The following is a 19213-nucleotide window of genomic DNA, read 5'->3' as shown; positions in this document are numbered from 1 at the left end:
GCGGTCGCTCAGGTCCACGACCAGGGTTCCTGGGCCACGGTCGGCCAAGGTTCATGGGCCACGGTCGGCCAGGGTTCCTGGACCACGGTCGGCCAGGGTTCCTGGGCCACGGTCGGCCGGTGAGGACCCGTTCGTCCAAGTGCCGTCAGTGGGCCGTGTCAGCAGTCGTTGTGCACGCCCGAGGTGGCGGGCGGGCTTAGTCTCCTGGCATGACCGACCCCTCCCTGCGCTCCGTCACCGTCGAACGGACCGGCCCCGGATCCTTCCACGCCACCAACACCCGCGGTGGCACGATCGTCTTCGGCGGCAGTGCCGGCGAAGAAGGCACCGAATTCACGCCGGTCGAGCTGCTGCTGGCCGCGCTCGGCGGTTGCACGGCCGTGGACGTCGACGTCGCCACTGCCCGGCACAGCGAACCCACGGGATTCACCGTCACCGTGACCGGCCACAAAGTCAGCGACGACCTGGGCAACCGGATGACCGACCTCGAACTGGTCTTCGCTGTCAGCTTCCCGGACGGCGAAGCCGGGGACCGGGCCCGCGCCATCCTCCCGCGCGCGGTCAAGGTCTCCCACGACAAACTCTGCACCGTCAGCCGCACCGTGGAAACCGGCACCCCCGTTACGGCGAAGGTCACATAGAACCACCCGACGTGGCTCGGACTTCCCAGTCGCATCGAAGGCCGCCACCGACCACGTCCGGCCTCCACACCGGCCGATGCTTTCTGGTTGCAGGTACGAGCAGGCCCCGCGTGGCCGGCGCCCGATGAGGTCGTGGGCCAACCCGGCTCGACGAGACTCGGCCGGGTGCACGAGGTAGATCCCGAGACGCTGCGCGGCCCGGCCTCCTCAAGTCTGCTCGTTGCGCGAGGTGCCTGTAGCGGAGAGCAGGAAATCAGCGAAGTGCTCGGTCAGCGGTTCGCCCGTGAGTGGTTCCAGGAACAGGAACTGGCCCTGCGGGTTCACCTCGAGCCATACCGGCTGCCCGTCCGGCGTCAGCTTCAGATCGACCACGCCCATGCGTAGCCCCAGTCGGCACAGAACGGTGCTCACGTGGCGGCGGACGTCCCCGGGAACGGGCCAGGGAGAAATGGGTACCTGGAGGTCAGGGCGCCAGTCGAGCTCCTCCGTCTCAATGAGCGCGGCATACATTCGCTCGCCGAAGCAGTTGAGCCTGACGTGCCGACAGCCCTCGATGTACTCCTGGTAAGTGGCGGGACACACCTCGAACGACTCCGCCGGGATCGCTTCGGGGTCATCGATCCACCGGGTCCAGAGGGACGGTCCGCGGGCGCCGACGACCGGTTTCACGATGGTTCGCCCGACCTGCCGTACGAAGGTGGTGACTTCCTCTCGTGACTGGGAGATCAGGGTACGTGGCACCCGGAAGCCGGCGTCCCGCGCCACCGCGAGTTGGTACACCTTGTCGGCGGCGCAATCGGTCGCCTCGGGTGGCGAGATCCACTGGCCGTCGAAAGCGGCGGCAAGGATGCCGCCGAGTGCACCGCGGCAGTCGTTGTTCACGAGACTGCGCTCATGGGTGCTGCCCGCGTGTGCGGCGATCTCCTGATCGGCCCTCGGCCGCCGCCACCACAGGACATCCGCCTCCTCAGGCGCGACAGCGACCCCCTCGGAGGTGAGAAGGGTCGTGGTCCGTTTCCCGTGAGCGCCTTCGTCGCTGTGCGAGTACCAGGAGAGCGACGCCCTTCCGGCGATGGTGTCGCTCTCCAAAATGTGGAACTCATGCTTCCCTCGGCTGCGTACGGCATGTTGCACAGCGAGGGCGTGGAGGTCATCGCGGACCGAGACGGCCAGTATCACGCCATACCGCAGTCGTCGCTGTGGCTCGCTTCGCCATACGAGCACCCGGTTTCGGAGGCCACACCTGCAAGGTTGTCGGCCACGATCTCAAGCCCCGTGGTCATCCGGACCGCCTGCTCCCATGCCCGCAGTTGTTCAGGGGTCTTCATGAGCACGTAGCGATCGGGCTGCGAATGGAAGACGACCGGGGGCGGCATCTTGATGACGTCCTCCGCGTACTCATCCAGTGAATCGCCAAGGTTGAAGTCAGGCATCGTGCCCACCTCGGATTGAGTCGACATCACGTACTTCTACGAAACCACCGATGGCCCATCCCTGCTCGTTGAGCCTGTCGTGATCTCGGCTGAGGTGCGCTCAGTTCGCAGAGCGCGTCGGTCGATGCGGACCTGGTCGATGGCCACACACGGGAGTGTCGCGACGATCGTGACCGTGCGGGCGTCCAGCGCGCCCGGGGGCGGATTGCCTGTCGATACCGTCCCCCTGCGAGCTCTGAATGGCGAGCGTAACGTGAAACCACAGCAGCATTGCGTCAGTTGCCGCACGCAATTGTTTCCGCGTCAATCTCTTCGCAGATGCCCGCAGACCCGAAACCCGTTGACGCCTCAACCGGCGCGTTTCGTCGCGTTCCGGCGGAGACGCGAAGCCGCGGCACTGACGCATGCCGGCAGAAGAGGAAATGAGATGACCACTCCTTCATCGCGCCCGGACGGTGGTCCGAGCGTCACGACGACGAAGTCCTCGTACAGCACCGGGCTGGGGGACGAGCACCCACTGACTCCCGAGCATCCTCTGGGACCCGGCCCCACCACCGCAGCCGACGTCCACATGGTCGTCGACCACTTCTTCTTCACAGGTCGCCCTGGCGACTTCAAGCAGCCGCTCGACTGGGGCGCGAACATCGTCAGCTCCGTGACGTCGGTCTGGGTGTCGGCTTGCGAAGTCCACGCAGCGACCCACAAACCCATCTCTGGTGTGGCCAGGGTGGAAATACGCGACGTCTGTCCGCAGGACGGCGGCCGTGTGTTCGTGGCGGGAAGCATCAAGTGGCCGACGAGTACAACGCCCAGGGACATCGTCGTGCGACTCAGCGCCCTCGCGATATAGCGCAGGATGCCCGCCCCGCGCCGGTAGGCGTGAGCGGGGCGGGCTCCGGCTTTCACTTGGCTTGGCTCAAGACGACGCGTCGTCGGATCCGGCTCTGCCTACGACGCCGTCCACCACGCGGCCGACGCGTCCCGCAGCGTGTTCGTCCCGCAGTGCACCTCGCCCGCGCCGAGGTGGTAGGTGTACCAGTCGTCGATGTACGACACCTTCATACCTGCCTGTGTGTACGCGGCAGTCACGGCGGCGGTGAAGACGTCCTTACCGCCGATGACCGGCCCCCACTGCTTCGGTGCGAGATACCGGTCCCGGCCGAGCAGGATGCCGTTGACCGCCCCCGGGACGTACGCGCTGGTCATGATGGCCTCCACGGCACCGTCCCGCGCGGCCTTCGAGGGCTTCGCGTCGTTGTGGCGTCCGAGCTTCCTCTGCTGTCCGTACTCGCGCACGGACTCCGGCATCTCGCCGGCACCCATCCGTTTCAGCCGCGGCATCATGCTCTCGCCCCGCGGGCCTCCGTTGCCGCGGGTGTAGAGCGCGGGCACGCGTACGACCTCGGCGTCCGTCACCCCGGTCTCACGCTGGAGAGTCGCCAGGTTCGCGGCGATCCGCTCCGCGGCCAACGTGTTGTCCTTCACCAGGAACTTCGAGGCGAGTGCCTGGGCAATGGTCTCCTTGGGGGCGAGCATCTCCTCGCTGTCCGGCACCGAGAACATGCGCGTGGCCCCATGCCCGGACCTCTGCGCCTCGCGCAGCAGCCGCAGCCCGGCCTCCGGATCGGCGACCGCTATCTTCCAGCCGCGTGGGGTGTCGGCGGGCAGGAACTGCACGAACTCGTCCACGTGCCCCACATGCAGCCACGATGTGTCCAGCAGCAGCGGGTCCTGGAGGCCCTGGGACTTCAGCAGGGTGCGCATCGCCAGCGCGGGCTTCGATCCGCTGTCCTTGCGCTCGCCCTGGATGATCCGCCCGGCGGGGAAGCTGCGGCCGTTGTGAGCGTACGGCGGGATGGTCTCCAGGTTCCCCATGGAGTTGAGCGTCCACTCCTCCGAGTTGCGCACTCCCGACACCTGGACCACGCCGACACCGTTGCCGCGCATCTTCTCGAACAGCTCGCGGCCGGCCACCCGGTCCGGCTGGGCGCTGCGCAGCATCACGCGCATGGTCTGACGGCGTCCGCCGGGCCCGGACATGCTCACGTATCCGGGCTCGACGAAGTCCTGCGCCCAGATGTCGGCGTACTTGTCGAAGGTCACCAGCGGCGTGTTGATCCCGGCCGACTTGGCCTCGGTCGCGAGCCCCTTGACGAATGCCTGCTGACGGCGGGCCCAGTCGTCGCTTCCACCGATCTTGGTAACCATCAACTGCTGTGCGTTCTGCAGATGGTGGTGGGTGAGCAGCGGGGCGACGCGCAGGGTGATGTCGTCCGATGTGCTCTTCCCGGATGCGGTCACGGTCAGGCGTATGACCGCCCGTCCGTCCCAGACTTTGGTGTCGCGTATGACGTCATTGCTCTCCACCGCGAACTCGACGCCGGCACGCAGCTCGGCGGCGGACAGCCGGGTGGCGGGGGTGACCATCGCCCACCCGGCGGGGCGCTTGACGAAGACCCGTGTTCTGCGGCCCCCGTTGACCTGCATGGTGCCGGTCGCACCAGCGGGCACCTCGGCCATGGGCACGGACCGCACCCGCGCGAGGTCGGCAAGGTCGGCGCCGCCGTTGATGATGTTGTCGGCCGCGTCGTTGCAGGCGGCGAGCCTGGCGTCCGAGAGGGGCTTGCCGTTCGGCGCCCTGGTCGGGCACCGCTTGGTGTCGTCGTCGACGTTGGGGAGGAAGACGGCTCCCCTGTCAGCCGTCCAGGTGTCCTCACCGGCGGTGTCGGTGCCCCCGGTGACGTCGATCTGACCGTCCCGGTTCACATCCGCCCGCAGATCCACCCGCGGCGGCCCTGCGGCGGACGCCGGGGCGGCGGGAGCGATGACGGCCCCGATGACGGTGAGGGCGAGCGCTGCGTGTCGTGCGTGGCGTACGTGTCTCGTACCCAAGGTGCTTACCTTCCCGAAGAGTTGAGGTTGGCTCTCGGGACGGAAGAGGGCGGGGAGGGGATGGGCGTTGCCTGGGGCGGACGGTTCCCTGACGCGCGAGGCGGGAGTTGCGTCGCAGCCTGCGGAGCCAGGTTCCTGTCGCTGTCGGGAGACCGGCTCCGGACGACCGATTCGACCCGTGCGCAAGCGACAGTCTCGATCACTGAACGGGTTCGAAACCTCTTTCTCCGCATGTGGAGAGGCTGTTAAGATCCGTGCGCCTGTGGCGGGGATGTGCATCACACGTGGGTGGGCTGTCGATCGTGCCCTTCGGACACGGCTTCGCTCTCAGCAGGCTCTCGGGAGGGGTTCTCTTGGCCGGATCCGGCCGTTTTGTTCGTGGTTCCGTCTTTCGCGGAACCGGGGTCACAGTCTCAGCAGCCCTGTGTCTCACGCTCAGTCCACCACTCGCGGCTCCCGCCGCTGCGGCTGGGCCCACTGACATCACCATTCCAGCTACGATGCGCAACGCACCGGCGTCGACCTACATCGAGAGTGCCGGCCCATCGGGCTACCTCCACACGAGCAGCAGCACGCCTCCAGGTCTGGACTGGACCGACAACGACGGCACAACTCGACGCGTCCCAGGCAGCAACGGCCAGGGAACCTCGTCCCATGAGTTTCACGGGGCGGCATCTGACATCGTCGTGCTGCCCACTCCGTCCCGAACGGGCAACATCCCTCTGGTGAACATGGCCACCGGCGAGTCTTGGCACGTCACTGTTCCAGCCGGTCAGACCTACGCCAGAGCAATCGGCGATACGCTCGTGACTCACGCCGGCCGTCTCGACGATGGATCGTGGACGGAGATCCACCTCCTCCGCAGGGAGAACGGGGTCACGGTCGACCGGCCCGTCTCCGGCGTCCCCGCAGGCTACGCCTTCCGGTTCTACGGTCAGGGAGGCATCCATGGGGTCATGTACTTTGCCCTCGTCTCCGACGGCAGTTCGTCGAAGACGGTATGGATCGACGTCAAGTCCGGCGAAGCGACGGTGCTGCCCGCCGCCGCGGCAAATCCCGCCCACACGACCGTCACCGCCCGGCACGTGGTGACGCAGGACGGGAATACGGTGCGCATCTACGAGCAGGGCAAGTTCGATACGCCGGTGCACGTGATGGCCATCGACATGACCGGCGCCAGGGTAGCCTCCGTCGTCGGTGATTCCCTCATCATCGGCCGCCACGACCCTGCGCTGGGAAAGCCGGATCTGAGCGCCCCCAACTGGCGTTTGTTGGCTGCGCCGTTCGACGGCTCGCCGGAACGACTGCTGCTGGCGCGGGCCCGCGTGGACAGGCTTCGGCTGCGTCCCGACGGTGGCGCGATGGTCGTCGGAGGTGCCTCCGCACTGGACTACGGGCACAATGCGATCACCGCCCAGGAGAACGGCACGCCAGTCGTCCGCCCGCTGCGCCGTGTCCCACCGGTACCCCTGCGCGTCGCCTCTCTGACGATCGACCGAGGGACCGTCACCACGCTCGAGGCCGGTAATGCTCGCACAGAGGCGTTCCAAAGGTCGTTGACCGGCACGGCTCCGGGTTTCGGGCCGCGGATCGCGCGTGGCATGCCGTCGGATACACGATGCGGCCTGGACCAGAACTGCCCGCAGCTCTACCCCGCGGGTGACGGCCGCCTCGTCTACACTGCGCGGGTCTACGAAGGCGACAGCTGGCGACCGAAGCTGTTCGTCCTGAACAAGGATGGGCAGTTTCCCGGGACCGTCTGGGAGACAGGATTCGTCGACGCCGAGCGCGTACAGATCGTCGGCGTTTCGGGGAGCCTCGCCTTGGCCACTGGCCGTACGCATTCCGATGCCTCTGAGATCCATCTCTTCGATCTGGATACAGGAAAGGTTCTGCGCCGGGCGCCCTTCAGTGCCGGCGCTCTGTGGGGAACGACGATGTGGACCGCCGGCATATCGACCGACGGCGCGGCGAGCGCTGTCGCCACCCACGCGCGGACTGGTGCAGTGTTGGCCACGGTCAAGCCCGGATCGGGTTGCCAGGAGATCTCTGAACTCCAGGCGGTCGGTCAGTGGCTGTACTGGCGATGCCGCACCATCACATCCGGCGAAGCTTCCGGCATCCACAATGTGAGCGAGCGCAGGAACGTTCCCTTCAGCGACTACCGCAAGGCCCAGCTGGGCAACGGCGTCATCGTGACCGGCACCGGCGGCGGAGCACTGGACACCTACGACCTGCGCAGCGGCGCGGCTGTCCGCGAGAGCGTTGCCGACTCTCACGTCCGGTACTCGTTGGACGCCCGGACCGGCGACCTCGCCTACTCCATCGCCAACGGTGATGTCCGCGTCCTGCGGGACACACACACGGACGTCCCGCTGAGTTCACCGTACCGAGCCGTGGGCACCGCCGTGGAGACCGACTCCACCCCCATCGCATGGAAGGGCGAATGGTGGCTCAGCGAGCCGGCCGCCGACTGGCAGATCACGATCAGGAACCGGACGACCGGTCGCCTCGTCCACGCCCAATCAGGCGGTAGGAGCGAATACTCCATCGCCACCACCTGGAACGGACGTGCCACGGACGGCGGATACCTTCCGAACGGCCAGTACACCTGGACCCTGACCGCACACCCGGCTGACAACCAGGGCGCCGCACTGACGACGACCGGCGTGCTGAACCTGACCGGAGGCACGGCTGTCCACCGCGACCACAACGGTGACGGCATCGGCGACCTACTGTCCCTGAGCTCTGCAGGAGCCCTCGCCTTCCGGCACGGAAACGGATCCGGTGCACTGTCCGGGGCCACCACGGGTCACGGCTGGCCGACCAGCGCCGTCGCCGTACCGTTCGGGGATATGAACGGCGACCGGTGCAGCGACACTCTGGTCCGCCTCGGCGCCGAACTGCGCGCCTACAGGCCCGCCTGCGGCAAGCCCCTCACCCCCACCACCCCCTACACGTCCCTCGGCACGGTCTGGGCACAGTTCAACATCCTCACCGCCCCGGGCGACCTCACCGGGGACGGCCGCCCCGACCTCGTGGCACGGCAAGCGACCACCGGCGACATGTACCTGTACGCCGACGACGGCGCCGGCAAGCTGAAGGCGCGGGGACGTATCGGGACCAACTGGAAGCTCTACCGGGCCGTCTTCGGCGCCGGCGACCTCGACGGCGACGGCCGCGGTGATCTGCTCGCCGTCGACGCGACCAACTCCCTGTGGCGCTACGACGGCACAGCAGTCGGCAACGTCGAATCGCGGAAACTCGTCTTCGGCAACAAGTGGGCCACCGGCCGCAATGCCTTCGTCGGTGCGGGCGACCTGAACCAAGACGGCAAGGCGGACCTGATCTCCCGCAACGCAGCAGGTGCCCTGCTGCGCAACAATGGGAGCGGGACCGGGTCGTTCGGCTCCACAACCAACATCGGCTCCGGCTGGCAGGGCTACAAAGCCCTTTCCTGACGTAGCACTCTCTGCGGGCCCGGACGACGCACCGCCGGGCCCGCAGGAACGCTCGCCACCGATACCGCACCTCGATGCCACACGACAGCACAGTGCCGACGAGCCGTGGCAGCAGGCCGCTCACCGCCGCTTTCGGCCTGAGCAGACCGGACTCCATACTGTGCCGTATGTGCGCCTCACGTCAGAACCCTGCCCTGGCCGCCTACGAGTTGCTGCGCCGTGAGCATCCCGAGTACTTCCGCAACAGCGTGGAGGCAGGAGGCATCGACATCGTCGATCCGGATGCGGCCGCCACGGACTCAGGGGAAGGCGCCGGTGTCTTCTACAGCGACCCCTACATCCGTGTGGTCCGCGACGCGGTCCGTTTCCCCGATGGTCGCCGAGGCACGTACGTGCGGATTCTCAAGGCCTCCGACGGGGCGGCCTGCGCCGTCCTTCCCGTTCTGGACGGCCGCGTGGCGCTGCTGGAGAACTACAGGCACGCGATTCGGTCGTGGGTGCTGGAGATCCCCCGCGGATTCGGAACGGACGGCCTGTCCGCCCACGAGAACGCGCTCAAGGAACTCCGGGAGGAGATCTGCGGGGAGGTCGCCTCTCTCACACCGATCGGCTCGGTCCATCCGGACACCGGCATGCAGGCCGACGCCGTCCCTCTCTTCCTCGCCCGGCTCGAGTCCTTCGGCGCCGTGGAAACGAGCGCGGGCATCCGGCGCGTCGTCCTCCTGACCACGGACGACGTGAACCGCAAGATCGCCGACGGCACTCTTGCGGACGGCTTCACCCTCGCCGCCTTGATCCAGGCCCGGGTCCGCGGCCTCTTGTAAGGGGCGTTCCCGGTCCCGGAGGCGCCGCACCCGGGTGGGGTACGGCGCCCGACACGCCTCTCGCCTGCGTCAGCCGGGTCGGCCGGCTATTGACCGTCCCCGGGGGCGTTGAGAGTCGCGTCCTGGCGAGGACCGCCCGTCGACTCGCGCCGGACGTATCCGGCATCCGTCAATCGTGCGACCAGATCGTTCCACTCGGTGCCGGTGCGCTCGAACTTGACCTGCATCAGGTCCACGCTCGTCTCGAGTTCCTTCCCCGCGCGCCGCTTGTCCCTGCCGACGACCGCGAAACGCACAACGGCCTTCGACGCCTGCGCCGCGATCGAATCGGCGACTTCGCCCATGACTTCGATGTAGGGATCGTCACCGGATGTGATGGAGATGACCGAACCAAGGGTGTGCACGCTGAATCTGATCATCGGCTGCCAGCGGTCTGCCGCGTTCTCACGGCGCTTGCCCACGATGCCCGTGAGTTCTTCTGCGAGTGACACGTACTGGTCGTACACGTTCTGGCTGCGGGCGGTGAACTCCTCGGGCTCCTTGAGCAGTCGCTCCGGCTCGGCGAGCAGGCGCAGCAGACCGCTCATGTACCGGTGCCAGGCGTCGGTGTCCCGCGCCTGTCGGACATGGTCGATCTCGAGCCCGGTCAGTCCCACGTCGAGGGGGCGCTGGACGAGAGCGAACGCCTGTTGTTTCAGGACCTGGAACAGATCGTCCGGGGACACGCTCCCGCCGTGTGAGACGACGCGGTCCACTTCTTGCAGGGCTGTGCGGTCCAGCGAGTCCGCCGGTGTGTAGGGGTAGCGGCTCAGGGCGTCCGGCAGGGCGACGTTGTACTTCAGATCGGCGAGTTGCTTCAGCACGCCGGCGAACGGCTTCACACGGTCGTATGCGCCGTCCGCGGGAGCGGTGCCGTCGGCCACGACGAACTTCTTGTAGAACTCCTCGCGCGTGACCGATTCCGTGTCCATGGCCCACCGCGCGACGTCGGTCAACCGGCGCCGGAGCAGTTCCGCGCCGTCTTCGTCGAGGCCGAAGTCGCGCTGCAGCGAGTCTGCCTCGAAGTCCGCCATGACCATCAGCTGCCGGCGGAACGAGCGTTGCATGTTGCGCGCCAGCCGCGCGTTCTCCTGATCGTCCCAGGACAGACGGAGACAACTCGTGGGCGTTTCGGACACGACCTCGCGCCACGCGTTGAGGCCCTCGGCGTGCGTGCTGAAGGCCCGGTCCTCCGTCGGCGTGGCCTCGTTGTAGAGATAGGACACGATCGCCGAACCGCCGAGGAGATGCCTGAAGGCGTCGCGGGCCGCGCCGTCGGCCCGGAAGTCGCCGTACACCACCTGGTTGTTCAGGAAGAAGGCCCGGTTGACGACGACCTGCTGACAGTTGAGGAGCGACCGTAAGTACTCGTGCCGGACGTCGCGCCGGCGCTGCTCGGCAACGTGGCCGTCCCGTAGTGACACGCCTCGCCTCATCATGGTGTCGAGCAGCTCTCTCGACACCCACTGATTGTCGAGACACTGTGCCACCACAGCGACGGGCTGCAAATCACTGTTGACGATCTTGGCGAACTGCTCACCAGACATGCCTTTTGTCCCCCGGTCCCGGTCGGCTCGACGACGCCCTTGTGGGCGTCCCCATCGAAGCACGGCGGCAACCCGGAGCGTGCGGGATTGCCCACGATCAGTCACATCACGATTCCGCAAGGCCGCGTCCCGACAGGCCGGTTGATCCCGTTGCCGCACCGGTGACCGGCGCGTTTCCCGCAGGACATGACGACGTGGACGGTGCCGTGCGATGTCGGCACCGACCTGCCCCGAACTGTGCGATCGGAGCCGGTGGAAGGTAAATTGCGTCGACAGCGCCCCTCGGCGCCCGGCAAAGTGGCCGTCCGTGACGAGCAGTGAGCTGTGGACCCGCGCAACCGCCGAGCGCTACGACGCCGAGGAGACGGAAGCGTCCTCGGAAGCCGTCCTCGGGCCGGTTCTCGCCTTCCTCGCCGAGCTCGCCGGAGACGGCCGGGCACTGGAGTTCGCCATCGGAACCGGACGTGTGGGCGTCCCTCTCCGGGAACGCGGCGTGCCGGTGGTGGGCATCGAACTGTCCGAGCACATGGCAGCGGTCCTGCGGCGCAAGGTCGACGAGAGGACGCTGCCGGTCACCATCGGGGACATGGCCTCCACCGTCGTACCCGGCGAGTTCACCCTCGTCTATCTCGTCTACAACACCATCACGAACCTGCTCACGCAGGACGAGCAGGTCGAGTGCTTCCGCAACGCCGCACGCCATCTGGAGCCGGGCGGCCGATTCGTCATCGAGCTGGGCGTGCCGCCGCTGAGATTCCTGCCGCCCGGACAGGTCGCGGTGCCGTTCGACGTGTCCGAGCAGCATCTCGGCTTCGACACCTTCGACCTGGTCGAGCAGATTCTCGTCTCGCACCACTTCACCCGCGACGGTGACAACGACCGCTACCGTCGCGGCAACTCCCGGCACCGGTACGCCTGGCCGGCAGAACTCGACCTGATGGCAAGGCTTGCCGGGCTGGAGCTCGAACGTCGCGTCGCGGACTGGGACGGGGCGCCGTTCGTCCAGGACTCGGCGAAGCACATCTCCGTATGGCGCAAGCCGACCTGACGTCGGTCACCCGGCTGTCGGAACAGGCAGTACTTCCGAGCTCGAGGTCGGACACCAGTGACCATCCACTTCGAGACCGCGCCGTCCGGCCGGACACCGGACATCGAGCCCCGTCGAAGCGCTGCCGCATCGGTCTCGCCCGTGCTCGGCCGGGCAGCACCGGGTGACGTCACCCCCTCCGCCGCATCGCCTCAAGGGCAGGCACCTCAAGAGGACTGACCCTCGCGCGGCACGTCGATGTCCGCATCACGGAGACTCGGCGCACTTCCGTCGCAACGCGTCGCCGGGGCCCGGCTCAGCGAAGTGACAATGACAGTGACAGTGACAAAGCAGCTCCATGGCTGACGGCGCATCAGAGAAGATCCGGCAAGCCGCTCCGACGGCGCCCTCGATTCAGCAGTGTGTGCCGTGTCACGTATTCAGTACGTGCCCACGTTGTCTGCATCACAGCGCAAATGTCCATTTAGCTCCATGCTCGGAACAGACACGGACTCCCGAAGTGGAGCCCATCTCCATCCTCTTGGGGTCGAAGGACCGACGTGGTCCATGGGACGGCACGTGTGTCCTTCCCCGTCGCCCCTCCCCTGTTCCCCGGTTTCCCCTTGGAAGGTGCTCCACCATGGCCGCATATCTCTGCCCTCCTGCCGTGATACACGGCGAGCACGCCGTGAAGACCAGCCAGATCGTGGCGGAGGTCGGCGACCGGCACCGGCACGCGGCGTGGACGCCGCGGATCGACGGCATCGCGGCCAGTACCGGCATCGAGACTCGCGGGTGGATGCTGCCGCTGGAGACCGCTGTCGCGCCCGGCAACGGCAGCGGCCTGCGGACCCTCGGCATCGAGCCGACCCAACAGGCGCTCACGCGCGACGGGTTCACCCAGCAGGACGTGGACCGCGTGGTCGCCGCACTCGAAACCGTTCCCGCGCCGCAGACCGTCCAGGAGCGCACGGCGCCGGCCTGGGAGGCCGTGCAGTCCTACGGGGAGCGTGCGGCGCGGGGGGCTCTTCAGACAGCCGGGCTGGACGTCTCGGACGTCGACTGCCTGATCACCAGTCACTCCACCACCCCGGCGCTGCCCGGACTGGACATAGCCCTGGCCAACAGGCTTCCGCTCCGCAACGACGTGATGTTGCTGCCGGCCACGCAGTGGGCCTGCGTCGCGGGGACCCGCTCCCTGGCGCTCGCGGCGGACCTCGTGGCCGCAGACCCCGATCGGGTGGTCCTGGTCGTCATCGCGGAGGCCCTGAGCACGACCTACCAGCCCGCCGACGACACCCTCGAGTCTCTGATAGTCCGGCTGCTGTTCGCGGACACGGCCGTCGCCGTGGTGGTCACCGGCCGCCCGAAGCCCGAGTCGATACTGCGGCTCGACGCCACCTGGCACCACACCCTGCCCGGCACCCAGGACCTGCACCGCCTGGAGACACGGGCGGACGGCACCCATTTCGTGATGGACCGGCGCGGGCCGCGCGCCGTACAGGAGACGGTCACGGCCATGTGGGACTGGCTGCGCTCGCGCTACCAGGACTGCCCCGACTCCTGGCACCCCGACGTGCTGCTCGCACACCCCGGCGGGACCCGGGTGCTGGAGTACATGGAGCAGACGATGCCGGACACGTGGCCGTCGGGGCTGCTCGACTACAGCCGGGACAGCTACACCAGCGGCAACCGCGGCGGCGCCGCCGTGTTCGACATCCTGCGGCGGGCCCACGACGCCGGGCAGCAGAAGCCCGGCAACCGCGCCGTTCTGTACGCGGCGGCACCCGGCCTCACCGCCACCGCCCTGGAAGGGCAGTGGCTGTAGGACGAGGCCGGCCCACCCATCCCAGAAGGACCGGTGCGCACCGGAGGAACCCGCTCCGCACTCCTTCCGCGGCCTCGACGCGGAGCGGTGTCACCTCGCGACTTCCGCCCAGACGACCTTCCCGGTGTCCGTCCACCGCACCCCCCACCGCGTCGTGAGCCTGTGCACGACGCTCAGGCCACGACCGCCGTCGGCGAGCAGGTCGCCCCGCCTCAGGCGCGGCCTGCCGTTGCCGGTGTCGCCCACCTCGCACAGCAGGCCGTTGCCGGACCTGATCAGCCGCACCGTGAGGGGACCGGTGGCGAAGCGGACCGCGTTCGTCACCAGCTCGCTGACCAGCAACACCATCTCGTCCCGTGTCTCGTCCCTGGTGCCCCATTGCCCCAGCAGCGAGAAGACCCGCGCTCGGGCGCGAGCGGGGGCGTCCAAGCGGGCGGGCAGCCGCCAGGTCGCCGTGTCCCCCTCGCGGTAGCCGATCATCCGCGCGAGCAGCAGGGTCACATCATCGCGCTGGCGCACGGGAGCCAGCGCGGAGACGACGTGCCGTGCGGCCTGCTGGAGGGCATCCCAGGGGTGCACCGTGGACACGACCTCCGCCAGCCGGTCGATGCCCTCGTCGATCGACAGGGCGGGATCCTCGACCAGGCCGTCGGTGTAGAGAGCGAGCAGGGAGCCCGGAGGGACGGCGAAGGTGTGCACGTCGAACGGTTCCCGCAGCGCGAACTCCGCGCCCAGGCCGGGGTGAGGGCGCAGCACGAGCGGGCCCGCGTGCCCGTCCGGGGTGACCAGGACCGGGGGAAGGTGGCCGGCGCTCGACAGCGCCACCTCGTGGGTGACGGGGTCGTAGAGGGCTATGCAGCAGGTCGAGCCGAGGGCGCTGTACCCGGCCGTCAGCCCGGACTCCGCGTCGTCCAGCAGCGTCACGGTCTCGTCCAGGTGCTCCAGCACCTCGTCGGGCGCGAGCCCCGCGGACAGCAGCGCGCGGGCCTCCATACTCAGCTGGCCCATCGTCGCCGCCGCTCCCAGGCCGTGGCCCACGACGTCACCGACGACCAGCGCCGTACGGCCGTCCGGCAGCGGAAAGCTGTTCACCCAGTCGCCGCCGACGCCCGCGCTGTCCGGGGTGGCGGGCTGGTAGACGCTCGCGATCGCGATGGTGTCGCCGCCGGTCCGCGGCAGGAGCCGGCGCTGCAGTGCCAGCACCTGCGTGTGCTCCCGCTGGTGCTGACGTGCCAGGTCGACGTGATGGGCGGTCCTCGCCACCAGTTCCTGCAGGTCGAGCAGCTCGCTGTCGCGGAAGGGGCAGTCCGCCCGCCGCCATACCTCCGCCACGCCCAGTACGAGGGGTGGCACGCCGTCCAGCACCAGGGGTATGCACGCCACGCCCGCCGACCGGTCCACGGGTACGAGGGCACGCACCACCCGCGGGCTCTGGAGCAGCCGCTCGACCGCCTCCCGGTCGGGTATGACGATGGTCTGCGGAGCATCGTTCCGCAGCACCGCCTGCGCCAGCAGGCGACTCGCGTCGCTGGGGAGGTCGTCGCCAGGGGTCACGTAGCCCTCGGGCCATGCCCGGTCCGGCACCAGGGCTGCCCGCCGCAGTCGGATGCGCCGCTGAACCTGCCCGGTGACTCCCTCACCCGTCCACACGGCGAAGTCGAGGTCGACGGCGGCCACGTCCCCCCAGGCCAGCAGGGACTCCGCGAGCGACTGCGCGGTCTCGCCGATGTCCAGCGACGTGCCGATCGCCGTCTCGGCGGCGTAGAGGTGCAGCCTCCTGGCCATGGCGATCATGGAGACGGTCAAGCCCCCCTCGGGCGCCGCAGCAGGCAGGATGCTCAGGGAGACCACCAGCTCCGACCCGTCGCGGCGACGCAGGCGCTGGATTCGGGCGACGTGCGCCTCGCCGGTCTCCACGACCTGCCGCAGCCGCCGCGTGACTGTCGGTACATCCCACGGGGGCAGGAGATCGACGAAGGGCTTGCCGGCCTCGACGTCCAGACCCGCGAAGACGGGGGCGTCCAGATTGCGGCGGGTGATCATCAAGTCCTGGTTCAGGTTGACCGCGCCGAGAATCTGCTCGTGATGACCGGCTGCCCGGTCGTCGGGTGCGGGTTGGCGCGCGCCGCGGTGCTCCTGCGCGTCGGTGGTACCGGCACCTGCTCCACCGCGCGGGATGTACCGTCCCAGGGCTCGGCTGACCAGGTCGAATGCCGACGAGGACGAGGACGGGACAGGTGTGGAGTCCATACGACTCTCTCAGCAGTGCCCGGCGCGCCACCGGGGCTGTACGCGGACCCGTGCGGGGGCCCCGAGATCCCTGATCGCACACCTCATTGAACAACAGCGGGGGCCGCTACGCCCACACCAGCGCAGTGCGCGGTAGACGGGGACCACCGAGGCAGTGCCGCGGCCGTCGTTTCGAAGCCGGCTGTGGTCACAGGGATGCCAACGTCCACGTCGCCCGGATCGGAACCGCGCCGGAGAGGAACTCCCCCGCGCCGGAAGCCGCCCCTCTTCACATCGCTTTGTATCGAGCATTTGACACAAGATCCCGGCCACGGCATCTTGTACCCACCGCTTGATACAAGATGATCTGGGGGGATCTCCATATGCTCGACACCGTCCCGCTCCAGTCCCGGTTCCTCGACCACGCCGATCACTACGCCCGGTGGTCCGGTCTGGCCATCGGCGTCGTGGTCGCGCAGCAGTTGGTCATGATGGAGAGCGACGACATCACGATGCCCCTCGTGTTCGCCGTCACGGCTTTCGGCCTGTGTGCGGTGGGCGGTGTCCTGCTCGGCGACGCGCTGACCCTGCGACCCCAGGAAGCGGTACGCACCGCGAGCCTCACTCCGCGCCTGGTCCGAGACCACGTGCCGCCCCGCATGGTGCCACTGCTTCTCCTGCAGGCGGCCTCGCTCGTCACCCTGCTCGCGATCGGTGCGGTCACGGCCTCTTCCGGCCGTGACCGTATCGGCAGAGCGGGGCGTGTCATCACCGTCACCTGCGAAGGGATGCCCACGTCCCTCGGCCCCTGGCCCGGGCTCTACTACAGCGTCCCGATGTTCGCCGCCCTCGCGGTGGGCACCCCCGTCTGCGTGTGGGCCCTGCGCCGTATCGCCCACGGCCCGGGCGACGACCAGCAGCGCCGCGACCGCGCTTGGGCGATCACCGGCGCCTGGGGGCTGCTGGTATCGAGCCAGGTGCTGCTCGCCGTGTTGATGGTCTTCGTCGCGCTCACGGAGAAGGCTTGCGCCGGCCCGCTGGGCGTCGCCACCATCGCGGTGATCTGCCCCCTGGGCCTGCTGGGCCTGTTCACCTTCTACTGGTCCCTGGTCACCGTGGTGGCACCCCGCGCGGTCGCGGACAAAGCAGCCGACGATGGGACTTTCGACGATGAGTGACCCAGCCGTCCGCGTCGACACCACCAGCCAGGTACCGCCGTACGAGCAGGTCCGCGCCCAACTGGCCGCGCTGATCCGTACCGGGCGGCTCATCGAGGGTGAGCGCCTTCCCACCGTGCGGCAGCTCGCCGCCGACCTCGATCTGGCGCCGGGCACCGTGGCCCGCGCCTACCGCGAGCTGGAGGCCGCCCGGCTGATCCGCACCCGCCGCGGCGCGGGCACCCGGGTCGCGGCGCTCCCGTCCGGGCAGCGCGCCCATGATGCCGACCAACTCATCACCCTTGCCCGGGACTTCAGCTCCGCCGCCCGAGCGCTCGGAGCCGACACCGACGACATCCTGACCGCCGTCCGCGACGCCCTTGCCCCCGAGGGGCCCACCCCGTCCTCGGCAGCCGCCGGCAGCAAAGCGGGTGGCCCCAAGACGGCCAAGGCGTCGGCGCGTTCACGGACGTGAGGAGTCGTCCACGGTCACACGACGGCATTGAACGCGCAGATGCCGCACGACGCCAGGCACACGTGGCTGCGCCCGGAGTCTGACGCGACCGCGCCCGGGACGTCGGCAAAGTCGCGGAGCAGTGACGCTCCACGACCGCGGTTCGGTGTGCCGTCGGCGGTGGCGGCTCGGCCTGCGGCGCCGCGCAGGGCTGATGATCAGATTGGACAAGCCGCCGGTTTATGAACACGATGGGATCGCAAGATCGCGGCTGCACGGGGGGCACATGGCTTATGCCGCGAAACAGCTCTCCGTTCCGGCTGCTTCGTCCCCATTTCAGGCATGGAGAGACTTCGCCATGAGCTTCGGCGACCCCAACAACCCTTACGGCCAGCAGCCTCCGCAGGGCCAGCCCGGCTATCCGCAACAGGCACCGCACGACGCGCCCCCGCAGTACGGGTATCCGCAGCAGGCACCGCAGGGGGTTCCGCCGCAGTACGGCTACCCCCAGCAGACGCCGCCGCCGTACGGCGCGTACCCGCCCCCCGGAATGCCCGGCATGCCGGGAGGGGGAATGCCGCCGCTGGCCCACTGGGGGCAGCGCTTCGGCGCGTACCTGCTCGACGCACTGATCATCGTGGGCCCGATGTACGCCCTGGGATTCATCGACCTGGCGAGCAGCGACGACCCGGCGAACGCCGGCCCCGGGCCCTTCTTCGCCATCGGCCTCGTCTACGCCATCGGCATGGGCTTCTTCCAGCTGTTCAAGGAAGGCAAGACCGGTCAGACGATCGGCAAGAAGGTCCTCGGCATCAGCCTGCTCCGGGAGGCCGACGGCAGCACGCTCGGCTTCGGCATGGCGTTCGTGCGCAAGCTCGCCCACTTCCTCGACAGCATCGCCTGCTACATCGGCTGGCTGTGGCCGCTGTGGGACGCCAAGAAGCAGACCTTCGCCGACAAGGTGTGCAACACGGTGGTCGTCAAGGTCCCCAAGGGCTGAGCCACCGGCGAGTGGGGCGGCAACCGGTGCCGTACGGCATACGGTTGCTCTCCCACCGCCGGCCGTCCCCCGGCCGGCGAGCACAAGGGACCCCGGTGGCCGACGAGTTCGCTTCTAGTCGGCGACCGCCTTCGTGAGCGCGACGGAGGCGACCGACTGCAACTCACCGTGCAGATGCACCAGTCCGTCTCCGTGCGAGCCCGCCTGTGTGTGTTCCACGGCGCCGACGACGAGGTGATGGTCTCCGAGCCTGATCAGGTCGTACCGGGAGCAGACCAGCCACGACAGGCAGTCGTCGAGCAGCGGGACTCCCTGCGGACCGGTGTGCCAGCGGGTCGGCGGCGCGAATCGGTCGATGCCGGAGGTCGCGAAACGCCGCGCCGTCTCCGTCTGGTCCCCGCCCAGGATCTGGATCCCGAACCACTGACAGTCCTTGATCCGGGCCCAGGTGGACGACGCGTCGGCCAGGGCGAAGGAGATCAGCGCGGGTTCCGTGCTGATCGAGGTCAGTGACGTGATGGTCACTCCGGCGGGGCCCGCCGCGCCGGCGGCGGTCAGGACCGCGACCCCTGAGGCGTAGGGCCGCAGGGCGGTACGCAAGGCCGTTCCTTCCACCGTCGCGGCCGAGCCGCGCGGCGCGCTCACCGCCTGGTCCTCCGGTCGGCAAGGACCGGAGCTGAG

The 19213-nt window shown here is 68.7% G+C and carries 15 protein-coding genes; 9 read left to right on the top strand and 6 right to left on the bottom strand.

The window, feature by feature from the left end; all coding sequences use genetic code 11:
• The first annotated feature begins 209 nt into the window (after positions 1–209).
• Positions 210–641, top strand: a complete 432-nt coding sequence (locus ACFWU3_RS24410) for an OsmC family protein (protein ID WP_384441372.1) — start codon at positions 210–212, stop codon at positions 639–641.
• A gap of 207 nt (positions 642–848) precedes the next feature.
• Here the strand turns inward: ACFWU3_RS24410 and ACFWU3_RS24405 are convergent, their stop codons facing one another.
• Together ACFWU3_RS24405 and ACFWU3_RS24400 are read right to left on the bottom strand one after the other, a co-directional pair.
• On the bottom strand, positions 849–1523 hold the full coding sequence (locus ACFWU3_RS24405) for a RimK family alpha-L-glutamate ligase (RefSeq protein ID WP_384441369.1): 675 nt from the start codon (positions 1521–1523) through the stop codon (positions 849–851).
• Between the two features lie 293 nt (positions 1524–1816).
• On the bottom strand, positions 1817–2074 hold the full coding sequence (locus tag ACFWU3_RS24400; RefSeq protein WP_365936998.1) for a hypothetical protein: 258 nt from the start codon (positions 2072–2074) through the stop codon (positions 1817–1819).
• A 427-nt stretch (positions 2075–2501) separates the two neighbouring features.
• Here ACFWU3_RS24400 and ACFWU3_RS24395 point away from each other — a divergent pair, with 427 nt between their 5' ends.
• Positions 2502–2924, top strand: coding sequence for a hypothetical protein (locus tag ACFWU3_RS24395; protein WP_384441366.1), 423 nt, complete (start codon positions 2502–2504; stop codon positions 2922–2924).
• A 98-nt stretch (positions 2925–3022) separates the two neighbouring features.
• On the opposite strand, the gene ACFWU3_RS24390 is transcribed toward ACFWU3_RS24395, so the two are convergent.
• Positions 3023–4966 carry a protein-arginine deiminase domain-containing protein gene (locus tag ACFWU3_RS24390; protein WP_384441363.1) on the bottom strand — a complete coding sequence of 648 codons (1944 nt, stop codon included), beginning with the start codon at positions 4964–4966 and terminating at the stop codon, positions 3023–3025.
• A 353-nt stretch (positions 4967–5319) separates the two neighbouring features.
• On the opposite strand from ACFWU3_RS24390, the gene ACFWU3_RS24385 reads away from it, so the two are divergent.
• Both ACFWU3_RS24385 and ACFWU3_RS24380 read left to right on the top strand, forming a co-directional pair.
• A complete protein-coding gene (locus tag ACFWU3_RS24385) occupies positions 5320–8427 on the top strand; it encodes an FG-GAP-like repeat-containing protein (RefSeq protein WP_384441360.1) in 3108 nt (1035 codons plus the stop codon).
• Between the two features lie 167 nt (positions 8428–8594).
• A complete protein-coding gene (locus ACFWU3_RS24380; protein ID WP_384441358.1) occupies positions 8595–9251 on the top strand; it encodes an NUDIX hydrolase in 657 nt (218 codons plus the stop codon).
• 86 nt (positions 9252–9337) lie between these two features.
• Here the strand turns inward: ACFWU3_RS24380 and ACFWU3_RS24375 are convergent, their stop codons facing one another.
• Entirely contained in the window at positions 9338–10837 is a 1500-nt protein-coding gene (locus ACFWU3_RS24375) for a hypothetical protein (RefSeq protein ID WP_384441355.1), read from the bottom strand.
• 307 nt (positions 10838–11144) lie between these two features.
• On the opposite strand from ACFWU3_RS24375, the gene ACFWU3_RS24370 reads away from it, so the two are divergent.
• Positions 11145–11885 (top strand): class I SAM-dependent DNA methyltransferase, encoded by a 741-nt coding sequence (locus tag ACFWU3_RS24370; protein ID WP_384441352.1) that lies wholly within the window; start codon positions 11145–11147, stop codon positions 11883–11885.
• Positions 11886–12504: 619 nt separating this feature from the next.
• Complete coding sequence (locus tag ACFWU3_RS24365; RefSeq protein WP_384441349.1) at positions 12505–13692, top strand: type III polyketide synthase; 1188 nt, start codon at positions 12505–12507, stop codon at positions 13690–13692.
• A 90-nt stretch (positions 13693–13782) separates the two neighbouring features.
• Here ACFWU3_RS24365 and ACFWU3_RS24360 read toward each other — a convergent pair whose 3' ends face one another.
• A complete protein-coding gene (locus ACFWU3_RS24360) occupies positions 13783–15942 on the bottom strand; it encodes a SpoIIE family protein phosphatase (RefSeq protein ID WP_384441346.1) in 2160 nt (719 codons plus the stop codon).
• A gap of 362 nt (positions 15943–16304) precedes the next feature.
• Here ACFWU3_RS24360 and ACFWU3_RS24355 point away from each other — a divergent pair, with 362 nt between their 5' ends.
• The 3 genes from ACFWU3_RS24355 (at position 16305) to ACFWU3_RS24345 (ending at position 18532) form a co-directional block, all read left to right on the top strand.
• Positions 16305–17099 carry a hypothetical protein gene (locus ACFWU3_RS24355; RefSeq protein ID WP_384441343.1) on the top strand — a complete coding sequence of 265 codons (795 nt, stop codon included), beginning with the start codon at positions 16305–16307 and terminating at the stop codon, positions 17097–17099.
• Positions 17092–17553, top strand: coding sequence for a GntR family transcriptional regulator (locus ACFWU3_RS24350; protein WP_384441340.1), 462 nt, complete (start codon positions 17092–17094; stop codon positions 17551–17553). The genes ACFWU3_RS24355 and ACFWU3_RS24350 overlap by 8 nt, the downstream gene beginning before the upstream one ends.
• 337 nt (positions 17554–17890) lie before the next feature.
• On the top strand, positions 17891–18532 hold the full coding sequence (locus ACFWU3_RS24345; protein WP_384441337.1) for an RDD family protein: 642 nt from the start codon (positions 17891–17893) through the stop codon (positions 18530–18532).
• Positions 18533–18646: 114 nt separating this feature from the next.
• Here ACFWU3_RS24345 and ACFWU3_RS24340 read toward each other — a convergent pair whose 3' ends face one another.
• On the bottom strand, positions 18647–19177 hold the full coding sequence (locus ACFWU3_RS24340; protein ID WP_384441335.1) for a flavin reductase family protein: 531 nt from the start codon (positions 19175–19177) through the stop codon (positions 18647–18649).
• Positions 19178–19213: the final 36 nt, after the last annotated feature.

The sequence above is a fragment of the Streptomyces sp. NPDC058685 genome, from assembly GCF_042714725.1.
GTDB lineage: Bacteria > Actinomycetota > Actinomycetes > Streptomycetales > Streptomycetaceae > Streptomyces.
This window is presented reverse-complemented; position numbering and strand designations above follow the sequence as displayed.